9 protein-coding genes are annotated in these 10,617 nt (G+C 69.6%); 7 read left to right on the forward strand and 2 right to left on the reverse strand.

What is annotated here, in order from left to right:
* Nucleotides 1-115 precede the first annotated feature (115 nt).
* From groL to ACFPJ1_RS30545, 7 genes are all read left to right on the forward strand, one after another.
* Nucleotides 116-1,735 carry a chaperonin GroEL gene (groL, locus tag ACFPJ1_RS30515; protein ID WP_380109127.1) on the forward strand — a complete coding sequence of 540 codons (1,620 nt, stop codon included), beginning with the start codon at nucleotides 116-118 and terminating at the stop codon, nucleotides 1,733-1,735.
* A 443-nt stretch (nucleotides 1,736-2,178) separates the two neighbouring features.
* Nucleotides 2,179-2,799, forward strand: a complete 621-nt coding sequence (gene shbA / locus ACFPJ1_RS30520; RefSeq protein ID WP_380109129.1) for an RNA polymerase sigma factor ShbA — start codon at nucleotides 2,179-2,181, stop codon at nucleotides 2,797-2,799.
* Entirely contained in the window at nucleotides 2,792-4,201 is a 1,410-nt protein-coding gene (locus ACFPJ1_RS30525; RefSeq protein WP_380109130.1) for a hypothetical protein, read from the forward strand. Before shbA ends, ACFPJ1_RS30525 begins: the two co-directional genes overlap by 8 nt.
* 137 nt (nucleotides 4,202-4,338) lie before the next feature.
* Nucleotides 4,339-5,850, forward strand: coding sequence for an IMP dehydrogenase (guaB, locus tag ACFPJ1_RS30530; RefSeq protein ID WP_380109133.1), 1,512 nt, complete (start codon nucleotides 4,339-4,341; stop codon nucleotides 5,848-5,850).
* 25 nt (nucleotides 5,851-5,875) lie between these two features.
* The gene (locus ACFPJ1_RS30535) at nucleotides 5,876-6,982 is read left to right on the forward strand and encodes a GuaB3 family IMP dehydrogenase-related protein (protein WP_132190709.1); all 1,107 of its coding nucleotides are present in this window, start codon (nucleotides 5,876-5,878) and stop codon (nucleotides 6,980-6,982) included.
* Nucleotides 6,979-7,704, forward strand: coding sequence for an acyl-CoA thioester hydrolase/BAAT C-terminal domain-containing protein (locus ACFPJ1_RS30540; RefSeq protein ID WP_380109136.1), 726 nt, complete (start codon nucleotides 6,979-6,981; stop codon nucleotides 7,702-7,704). The genes ACFPJ1_RS30535 and ACFPJ1_RS30540 overlap by 4 nt, the downstream gene beginning before the upstream one ends.
* Nucleotides 7,705-7,779: 75 nt before the next feature.
* Entirely contained in the window at nucleotides 7,780-8,181 is a 402-nt protein-coding gene (locus ACFPJ1_RS30545; protein WP_380109139.1) for a hypothetical protein, read from the forward strand.
* Here ACFPJ1_RS30545 and ACFPJ1_RS30550 read toward each other — a convergent pair.
* Together ACFPJ1_RS30550 and ACFPJ1_RS30555 are read right to left on the reverse strand one after the other, a co-directional pair.
* Complete coding sequence (locus ACFPJ1_RS30550) at nucleotides 8,178-9,095, reverse strand: TIGR03086 family metal-binding protein (RefSeq protein ID WP_380109141.1); 918 nt, start codon at nucleotides 9,093-9,095, stop codon at nucleotides 8,178-8,180. The two genes, ACFPJ1_RS30545 and ACFPJ1_RS30550, sit on opposite strands and share 4 nt — an antisense overlap.
* A 68-nt stretch (nucleotides 9,096-9,163) precedes the next feature.
* On the reverse strand, nucleotides 9,164-10,609 hold the full coding sequence (locus tag ACFPJ1_RS30555; RefSeq protein WP_380109142.1) for a tetratricopeptide repeat protein: 1,446 nt from the start codon (nucleotides 10,607-10,609) through the stop codon (nucleotides 9,164-9,166).
* Between the last annotated feature and the right edge of the window lie 8 nt (nucleotides 10,610-10,617).

Below are 10,617 nucleotides of genomic sequence, written 5' to 3' on the forward strand. Positions count from 1 at the left end.
ACCCTCGCTCGCTGTTCTGACTGACACCGCTCCGGTGCCGGATGCCGGCGCCGGAGCGGAGTCGATTCCGGACCCGCGAGCCCCATGTTGAAACTCAGAGAGGGACTAGTTTTCCATGCCGAAGATCCTCGAGTTCGACGAGAACGCGCGGCGCGCGCTGGAGCGCGGCGTCGACAAGCTCGCGAACACGGTGAAGGTGACGCTGGGGCCCAAGGGCCGCTACGTCGTGCTGGACAAGAAGTGGGGCGCCCCGACCATCACCAACGACGGTGTCACCGTCGCGCGTGAGGTCGAGCTGGACGACCCGTTCGAGAACCTGGGTGCGCAGCTGGCCAAGGAGGTTGCCACCAAGACCAACGACATCGCCGGTGACGGTACGACCACCGCGACCGTGCTCGCCCAGGCGCTGGTGCACGAGGGCCTGCGGGCCGTCGCGGCCGGGGTCAACCCGATGGGCCTGAAGAAGGGCATCGAGGCGGCCGTCGAGGCCGTGTCGGCGAAGCTGATGGAGACCGCGCGGCCGGTCGACGACAAGGGCGACATGGCCCACGTCGCCACCATCTCCGCCCGGGACTCCGAGATCGGCAACCTGATCGCGGAGGCCTTCGACAAGGTCGGCAAGGACGGCGTCATCACCGTCGAGGAGTCGAACACGTTCGGCACCGAGCTCGACTTCACCGAGGGCATGCAGTTCGACAAGGGCTACATCTCGCCGTACTTCATCACCGACGCCGAGGCCGGCGAAGCGGTGCTGGACGACCCGTACATCCTGATCAACCAGGGCAAGATCTCCGCGGTCGCGGACCTGCTGCCGCTGCTGGAGAAGGTCGTGCAGTCCGGCAAGGCGCTGCTCATCATCGCCGAGGACATCGAGGGCGAGGCCCTGTCCACGCTCGTCGTGAACAAGATCCGCGGCAACTTCACCTCCGTCGCCGTCAAGGCGCCGGGCTTCGGCGACCGCCGCAAGGCGATGCTGGAGGACCTGGCCGTCCTGACCGGTGCCCAGGTGGTGGCCCCCGAGGTCGGCCTCAAGCTGGACCAGGTCGGTCTGGAGGTGCTCGGCACCGCTCGCCGGATCGTCGTCACCAAGGACAACACCACCGTCGTCGAGGGTGGCGGCAAGGGTGACGAGATCGACGCCCGGGTCAACCAGATCAAGGCCGAGATCGAGCGCACCGACTCCGACTGGGACCGCGAGAAGCTGCAGGAGCGGCTGGCCAAGCTGGCCGGCGGCGTCTGCGTGATCAAGGTCGGCGCGGCCACCGAGGTCGAGCTGAAGGAGAAGAAGCACCGGATCGAGGACGCCGTCTCGGCGACCCGTGCGGCCATCGAGGAGGGCATCGTCGCCGGTGGCGGCTCCGCTCTCATCCACGCCGGCGCGGTGCTGGAGAACGGCCTGGACCTCGAGGGTGACGAGCTCGCCGGTGTCCGGATCGTCCGCAAGGCCATCGTCGAGCCGCTGCGCTGGATCGCGGAGAACGGTGGCTACGAGGGCTACGTCGTCACCGCCAAGGTGGCCGAGCTCGAGGTCGGCAGCGGCTTCAACGCCGCCACCGGCGAGTACGGCGACCTGCTGGCCCAGGGCGTCCTGGACCCGGTCAAGGTGACCCGGTCCGCCCTCGCCAACGCCGGCTCCATCGCGGCCCTCCTCCTCACCACGGAGACCCTGGTCGTCGACAAGCCCGAAGACGAAGAGCCCGCCGGAGCCGGTCACGGCCACGGCCACGGCCACTGATTCCTCGGCACCTGCTCCACCCGAACTGCCCGGCCGGTCCCCACGGACCAGCCGGGCAGTTTGTCTTCCCCAGCCCGAGTAGCGCAGTACGGGGGACGACGTACGGACCGACAGGTAGTACTCGGGGAACTGCGGCGCCGTACGCGAGCCGGTGTACGGACCGACAGGGAGTACCAGGGAAACCGCGGCGCCGCTGGGTCGTGCAGGCGTGGGCGCGGACGGGAACCGCAACATCTTCCTGTCACTCCGTACGCGGCGCCTCACCAACCGCAGCGTGGGACGGGCTGTTGAGCGGCGACGGAGGAGCGGGGTGGGGTTGCTCGGCGTGTTTGCTCACCGGTTGTAGTGAAAAAAGCTCAGCGATTACGGGTTGCCACTATGCAAGCCGTGGTGGCCGCCGTACTATCTTGCAGGCTGACCGGTCTGAACGAGGGGGGCGAGGGGTGACCGAGGTCCAAGTACCGCACACCCACGATCGGGTCGAGCTCCGTGACCTGGCCGCAGCTGCGGCTGAAGGTGATCGGAATGCTCTGAACGACCTGCTCACGAGGGTGCGGGCAGTTGCCCACCGCTACGTGCGGTCGAGGCTCTGGACTTACCCCGGCGGCGCCGACATGGTCGACGACGTCGCGCAAGAGGTCTGTGTCGCGGTATTCGGCGCTCTGGGCCGGTACCGGGACGAGGGGAGGCCGTTCGAGGCCTTCGTCTACGGCATCGCGGCCCGCAAGGTCGCCGATGCCCAGCGTGCGTTCGCGGTCGCGGACTTGTCGACGCCGGATCTTCCGGACGGGGCGGACGAGTCACCGACGCCGGAGGAGCACGCCGTACGCCATTCAGAGGTCCAGCACATCGTGGGGCTGCTGGACAGGTTGCCGGAGAAGCTGCGGGAGATCCTGCGGCTCCGGGTGGTAGCGGGGATGTCAGCCGAGGAGACCGGCCGGGCACTGGGGATGACACCGGGGGCGGTGAGGGTCGCACAACATCGGGCGTTGAACACGCTCAGGGGGTTTGTGGGGCATGAGGCAAAGATGGAACGAGGGGCAGGGGAGGAGCGACATGGCTGACCGTTTTGATCTCGACGCGATCGAAGCAGATGACGCGTTGCTCGACCTGCTCGCATCCGGTGGGGAGTCCGCCTGGGAGGCGGGCGAGCACGACCCGGCCCTGAAGCTGCTGGCCGATCTGCGGCTCGCGGTGGAGGTCGAGGACGAGCTCCCGGTGGAGAGGATCGACGACCCGGAGAACTTCCTGGCGCGCTGTGCCGCGTTGAACCCGGTCACGGATCCGTTCGCGCGCAAGATGGCCGCCCGGGGTCTGGCCCTGGGTGTCGCCGCGGTGGCCGCCCTTTCGGTCTCCGGCGTGGCCGCTGCCGTGACCGGCGATCCGCTGTCGCCGTACGAGAAGGTCATCGAGAAGGTCGTCGACGGGCTGCGTCCGCAGACGAGCTTCCCGCAGGAGCAGCTCGACGGCATGCCGGTGGTCGACAAGACGAAGATCGTCAAGGTCGCGAAGGACTTCCAGAAGAAGGTCGAAGAGCAGAAGGCCGCCGCCGAAGCGGAGGTGGCGCAGGGCGAGGATCCGCTGACCTTCCCGCCGGCCTCCGTCGTCGCTCAGACACCACCGCTGCTGGCCCGGGTGCAACCGACGCAGGCGGAGAAGCCGACCACGGTCCAGGCGCCGGTCGAAGAGCAGCCGGTCGAGCCGGAGCAGCCGGCTGACCAGCCGACCACGCAGCCCACCGACGGCCCGACTGACCCGCCGGTCACGACGCCCCCGACCACCACCGAGCCGACGGACCCGCCGCCGACCGAGACCACCGAGCCGACCACGCCCCCGACCACCACCGAGCCGACCACGCCGCCGGTCGAGCCCGGCAGCGGTTCGAACGGCGACTCGGGGACTCAGCCGACCCCGCCGGCCACCGGCGAGACCGGTATCGGCGAGACGGGCACCGGTGGCAATGGCGACACCAACCCTGGTGACACGAACACCGGCGACACCACGATCGGTGGTGACCAGACCGGCGACACCGCTCCGCAGTCGGGCGGCGGTGGCGAGCAGTCCGAGTCGACCGACGGAGCCGGTGACCAGGCGACCGACCTGCCCGTAGGCGAGCCGCCCGCGGAGCAGCCGACCGACCAGGGCAACAAGAGCGACGAGCCGGCAGCCGACGAGAAGCCGGCGGTCGAGGTCCCGCCAGTGCTGTCGGTCGTACCGGTTGTGCCGGTCGAGGAGCCGACCCGCCTGGAGCAGTACATCGGCAAGTCGGCCGCGTCCGGCGCCAAGCACTCCAACGGCAAGCCGTCGGTGGGCTACGTCAGGGCGAACTACGCCACGGGCAAGCACTCCAGCGGCCTGTACGCCGAGGGCAAGCACGCCGCGATCGCCCGGGCGCACGGATCCATGAAGCCGGTCACTCTCCGTCAGATCCTGGGAGTTCTGAACACCCCGATGACCGGTCGCTGACCGAACCACCCACCGCCCGCCCACCGCAAGGTGACCGGGCCGGCGGGTGGCTGCCGGGCGGACCGATTCGGGGCAGCGGGTGAGCGCGGCATACGATGGGGTCCCGTTCTCGCCGTGCAAAGGTGCTTGCCTTCCTCATGGACATCACACCCACTGGAGTTCCCGACAAGTTCGCCGTCCTCGGCCTGACGTTCGACGATGTGCTGCTGCAGCCCAACGAGTCCGACGTCGTTCCCTCCGAGGTCATCACCAAGTCCCGGGTCAGCCGGAACATCGAGGTCAACATCCCGTTGCTGTCCAGCGCGATGGACACCGTCACCGAGGCGCGGATGGCGATCGCGATGGCGCGCCAGGGCGGCCTCGGCGTACTGCACCGCAACCTCTCGATCGAGGACCAGGCCCAGCAGGTGGATCTGGTCAAGCGCTCCGAGTCAGGCATGATCGCCCAGCCGATCACCATCGGCCCGGACGCCACCATCGGCGAGGCCGACGCGCTTTGCGGCCAGTACCGGATCTCCGGCGTGCCGGTGGTCGACAACGCCGGCGTGCTGGTCGGCATCGTGACGAACCGGGACATGCGGTTCGAGAACCACCCGTCCCGGCCCATCCACGAGGTGATGACCCGGCAGCCCCTGGTCACCGGCCCGCAGGGCATCTCCGGCGACGACGCGATCAAGCTGCTGAGCCAGCACAAGATCGAGAAGCTGCCGCTGGTCGACGAGGCCGGCAAGCTGACCGGCCTGATCACGCTGAAGGACTTCGTCAAGCGCGACCAGTTCCCGCTCGCCACCAAGGACTCCGCCGGCCGGCTCGTCGTCGGTGCCGCGATCGGCTTCTTCGGCGAGGCGTGGAAGCGCGCGATGACGCTGATCGAGGCGGGCGTGGACGTGCTCGTGGTCGACACGGCGCACGGTCACTCGCAGGCCCAGCTGGAGATCATCCGCAAGCTCAAGGCCGACCCGGCCACTCAGGGCGTGGACATCGTCGGCGGCAACGTGGGCACCCGCGCGGGTGCCCAGGCGCTGGTCGATGCGGGCGCCGACGGCGTCAAGGTCGGCGTCGGCCCGGGCTCGATCTGTACTACGCGCGTCGTGTCCGGCGTCGGGGTCCCGCAAGTCACCGCGATCTACGAGGCGTCGCTGGCCTGCAAGCCGGCCGGCGTACCCGTGATCGGCGACGGCGGCCTGCAGTACTCCGGTGACATCGCCAAGGCCCTCGTGGCCGGCGCGGACACCGTGATGCTCGGCTCGCTGCTCGCCGGGTGCGAGGAGTCCCCGGGCGACCTGGTCTTCATCAACGGCAAGCAGTTCAAGGCCTACCGCGGTATGGGCTCGCTCGGCGCGATGCAGTCCGGTGGTCTGCGCAAGTCCTACTCCAAGGACCGCTACTTCCAGAGCGACGTCGGCAGCGACGAGAAGCTGATCGCCGAGGGCGTCGAGGGCCAGGTGCCGTACCGCGGCCCGCTGTCCGCCGTCGCGCACCAGCTGATCGGCGGCCTGCGCCAGTCGATGTGGTACTGCGGGTCGCGGACGGTGCCGGAGCTGCAGGACAAGGGCACGTTCGTGCGGATCACCTCCGCCGGGCTGCAGGAGTCGCACCCGCACGACATCCAGATGACGGTCGAGGCGCCGAACTACTCCGGCCGCTGACCCGCCACCACCCAGAAGGAACCAGATGACCGAGATCGAGATCGGCCGCGCCAAGCGGGGCCGGCAGGCCTACGCGTTCGACCACATCGCGATCGTGCCGTCGCGGCGGACCCGGGACCCCGAGGAGGTCTCGGTCGCCTGGCAGATCGACGCGTACCGGTTCGAGCTGCCGATCCTGGCCGCGCCGATGGACTCGGTGATGTCGCCGGCCACCGCGATCGCGATCGGCAAGGCCGGCGGTCTCGGCGTCCTGAACCTCGAGGGCCTCTGGACCCGGTACGACGACCCGACCTCCTTGCTGGAGGAGATCACCACCATCAGCAAGGAAGCCGCCACCACCCGGCTGCAGGAGATCTACTCCGCGCCGATCAAGCCCGAGCTGATCTCCCAGCGGGTGCAGGAGATCCGCGACTCCGGTGTCACCGTCGCCGGCGCGCTCTCGCCGCAGCGGACCAAGCAGTTCGCCAAGCACGTGGTGGACGCCGGGGTCGACCTGTTCGTCATCCGCGGTACGACGGTGTCGGCTGAGCACGTCTCCGGCCAGGCCGAGCCCCTCAACCTGAAGCAGTTCATCTACGACCTCGACGTACCGGTCATCGTCGGCGGGTGCGCCACCCACCAGGCCGCGCTGCACCTGATGCGGACGGGCGCGGCCGGAGTGCTGGTCGGGTTCGGCGGCGGCGCGGCGCACACGACGCGCAAGGTGCTCGGTGTGGCTGTGCCGATGGCTTCGGCCGTCGCGGACGTGGCTGCGGCGCGCAGGGACTACATGGACGAGTCCGGCGGCCGGTATGTGCACGTCATCGCCGACGGGTCGGTCGGCCGGTCCGGCGACGTGGCCAAGGCGATCGCCTGTGGCGCGGACGCGGTCATGGTCGGCTCGCCGTTGGCGCGGGCGAGCGACGCTCCCGGTGGCGGTTTCCACTGGGGAGCGGAGGCCTGGCACCAGGACCTCCCGCGCGGTGAGCGGGTCGAGGTCGGCGTGACCGGCACGATGGAGCAGATCCTGTTCGGCCCGTCCTGGGTGCCGGACGGCACGATGAACCTGGTCGGCGCGCTCAAGCGAGCGATGGCGACCACCGGCTACACGGAGCTGAAGGAGTTCCAGCGGGTCGAGGTCGTCGTCGGGTGACCACCGGCGTCCTGCTGCTGCACGGCTCGAGCGGCAAACCCGACCTGGATCGGGTGCAGGTGCTGGAAGCCCAGGGGTACGACGTGATCGCGCCGCAGTGGTTCGGCGACCGGATCAGCGAGATCCCGCTGGAGTCCTTCCCACTGGACGAACTGGCGGCGCGCAACGACCGGCTGGTCACCATGGGCATGTCGCGTGGTGCCGAGGCGGCGCTGCTGCTCGGGACCCTGGATCCGCGGGTCGACGCGGTGGTCGCGATCGCTCCCAGTGCGTATGGGTGGGGCTGGATCGAGAACGGCGTCCAGACCTCGCCGTGGACCTGGCAAGGTGAGCCGCTCCCGTTCGTTCCGTTCGACCTCGACTGGAAGCCCGACGACGACCCGCCGAGCTATGTCGGAATGTACCGCTCATCAATGAAGAAGTTTCCCGACGAGGTCGAGCCGGCGCGGATCCCGGCCGAGCGGTTCACCGGTGAGCTGCTGCTGCTCGCGGGCGGCGACGACAGGCTCTGGCCATCGGTAGAGTTCGCGCAGGAGATCGCCCTCCGCCGCGGCGGGCTCACCCAGGTGCTGATCTCGGGCGAGGCCGGCCACCGCCTGATCTTCCCCGGCGAAGAGCCGAAGACCACCGGACAGCGGATGGCCCGCGGCGGCACCGAAGAGGCCGACCGAGCCTTCGGCGCCGAAGCCTGGCCGCACGTCCTCCGCGTTCTCGAGAGCTGAAAGACACCTCCCGGAGGAAGGCACGACACCTGCGGCAGGTGCTCGGGGTTTGAGGGGTTCTGGAAGGATTGCGACATGGGATTGTTCAGCCGGAACAGCAGCAAGGACACCGACAACGTTGCCCTCGCCGCCGCGCGGGCCCGACTCTCCACCGAGGATGTCGACCAGGTTCGCTTCCTGATCACCACCAAGAAGAACCTCTTCGCGGTCAAGCTGGTGCACGAGCGGACCGGCCTCGACCTCAAGCACGCGAAGGACCTGGTCGACGAGATCAGGCTCGGCCGCTACGTGCCGCCCGTGACCGACACGCCCGTCGTCCGCAGGCCGGGCGCCAACCTCGCCGAGCGCACCCGCGCACTCAAGGCCGCCGGTGAGCTTCACCAAGCGACCGCCCTGGTCGTCAGCGAGACCGGCATGACCGAACTCGAGGCCGGCCTCTTCGTCGGCGCCCTGAAAAGCGAAGCCCAGGACTCCTAGCCCTTCACGTAGGACAGCTTCTCGGCGATCTTCCCGTCGCGCAGCTGGATCACGTCGACCCCGCGCACGTGGCCGCGGCCGCCGTCCGCTTCGCGCCAGGAGAACCTCCACCGGACGACGGCCCGGTCACCCAGCACGGCCGACTCCTCGGTCTCGAACAACGCATCCGGAGTCTCGTCGAACAACTTCTGCCACTGCTCCCGTACTGCGTCCGCTCCCTCGAAGCGAGCCCCGTCCGGAGCCGGCGAGGTGGACTCGAACACGCAGTCGTCCGTCATCTGCGCCATGATCGCGTCGACATCCCCGCGCCCGAAGGCATCGCCGAGTGCGGCGATCGCCGCATGCGCCGGAGTCCAGGCCGGATCCCGCCCGAAGGCGCCGAGCAGCGAGTCCGCGGGATCCGAGAACCCGTTCACCCGATCGGCGATCGCGCCCCCGCCGCGGTAGAGATCCTCGCGCTCCTCGAACCACTGAGCGATCCCGTCCACCACCTTGGGATCCATCCGGGCGTCCGCACCGATCGCGACCGCCAGATCCCAGCCGTGGATGAGATGGTCCGCTGCCAGTTGATAGACGTACTCCGCCGCCTGCTCCTCGCCGTACGACAGTTGCACGGTGCCACCCCGCAGTACGGGCTCGGTGATCGCGTTCTGCGCGGCGCGTGCGGCGTGCGCGGCAGCGGCGGCCGGGTCGTCGCCGAGCAGGTCACCTTCGAGCGAGTCGCCGACGTCCTCGATGGTCCGGCCGGCCATCAGCGGCACGGTCCAGCGCTCCTCGCCGACGACGTGGTTCACCAGCATCCGCACGTCCCACTCGGCGCACGGCGTCGGGTCGTCCCACTGATCGGGCTCGACCGCGGCGACATGGCGGACGAAGTCCTCGCTGGCCCGTCTGTGCAGCTCTACTACATCCATCACAACCGCCCCCTCGCCGTCAGACTGCGCCTGCCGGGGAGTGGCCGTCAATGGGGTCCGGACCCGCCCTACGTCTGCAGCTGCTGGGCCGCCTCGTGGGCATGCTGGGAGGCGGTGAAGTCGCCGGTCGCGGCGAGCAGGTCGCCGTGGTGCCGGTAGCAGGCGCCGGCCAGGTCCTTCACCTCGAGATCGGTCATCGTGAACGGGATCAGCGCCGTGGCCACGTCGGCGCTCCAGCCGGCCAGGTCGAGCGCCATGTCGGTCTGCCCGACCGCGTGGTAGGCCTCGGAGATGTCCAGCAGCACCTGCGCCCAGACCGGCGCGTAGGAGCTCGTCTCGTACCGCATCCGGTGCGACTCGCGCTCCGACGAGATCGCGAACAGGTAGTGCGCCTCGAGCCCGAGCGTCAGCGCGGTCTCCGCGTCGTGCTCTAGCATCGGCCGGACCAGCTCGGCCAGCTCGGTGGCCCGGACCGCGGCCGACTCGGGATCGGTACGGCCGGAGACGGTGGCCAGCGTCATCCCGGGTGCGGGCTCGCTCAGCGCCAGCAGCCGATGGTACTGCTCGTACGGCCCGAGCTTGATCTCGGCGGTCTCCAGCGCGGTGGTCAGCGACGGCGGGATGCCGCGGTCGATCTCCTCGGTGACCAGCGCGGCGGTCGCCGGATCGGTCGCGAACGCGGTCCGCAGACAGTTCTCGCCCTCGATGACCCGGCCGACGACGCCCAGGTGCTTGCCCTTGCGGGTCAGTGCGGAGACGAGCGTGCGCAGGTCGGTCGCGGACTCGGAGTCGGCCAGCGTGTCAGCGGTGTTGAGCCCGATCTCGTCCGCCTCGAGCGCCAGGTCGAGCCGTCCCTCGGCGGCGTGCACGTCGGCTGAGACCGCGGTGGCCGAGCAGAGGTAGCGCGCGTACGACAGGGACTGTGGGCTCGCGTTGATCTGGTCGGCGAGCTGGAGGAACAACTGGGTGGCCGCGTCCGCGGAGGCGACGGCCAGGTCGGGGTCGCCGTACCGGCGCAGGATGAGCGCGTTCATCGCCAGCACCCGGGCGAAGTCGGGCTGGTGCAGCACGCCGTCGTCGCCGCCGACCAGTTGGCCGTAGGCGATCACCGCGCCGTCCATCTCCAGTACCGCGGTCGCGCCGTAGCCGCGGTGTGCCTGGGTCATCGCGCGCCGCGCGCGGACATCGGCCAGGAAGGAGGCGGCATCCAGCTCGCCCGCGTCGCTGAGCTCGGTGTAGCCGAGTTGGGCCTCGTGCAGGGCGGCAAGCGCTTCCTCGTGACGACCCGACGCATTCAGGGAGCCGGCCAGCTCATACTGCGTCGCCGCCATCAGGTGCCTGGCCTCGTAGTGGTCCGGGCGATCCCCGGCTCGCTCCCTGGCCAGCTCGATCACACGCTGCTGGTACGGCCCGGCCTCGTCGGCTCGACCCTCTTCGATCAGCACCTGGGCTGTCTGCAGAGCCTCGCCGAGCTCATCCTCAGGAGGCGTCCAGAGCCCCCCGCTGTCCACCATCTTTACAA

It is taken from the genome of Kribbella qitaiheensis (assembly GCF_042657745.1).
In the GTDB taxonomy this organism is placed as follows: domain Bacteria; phylum Actinomycetota; class Actinomycetes; order Propionibacteriales; family Kribbellaceae; genus Kribbella; species Kribbella qitaiheensis.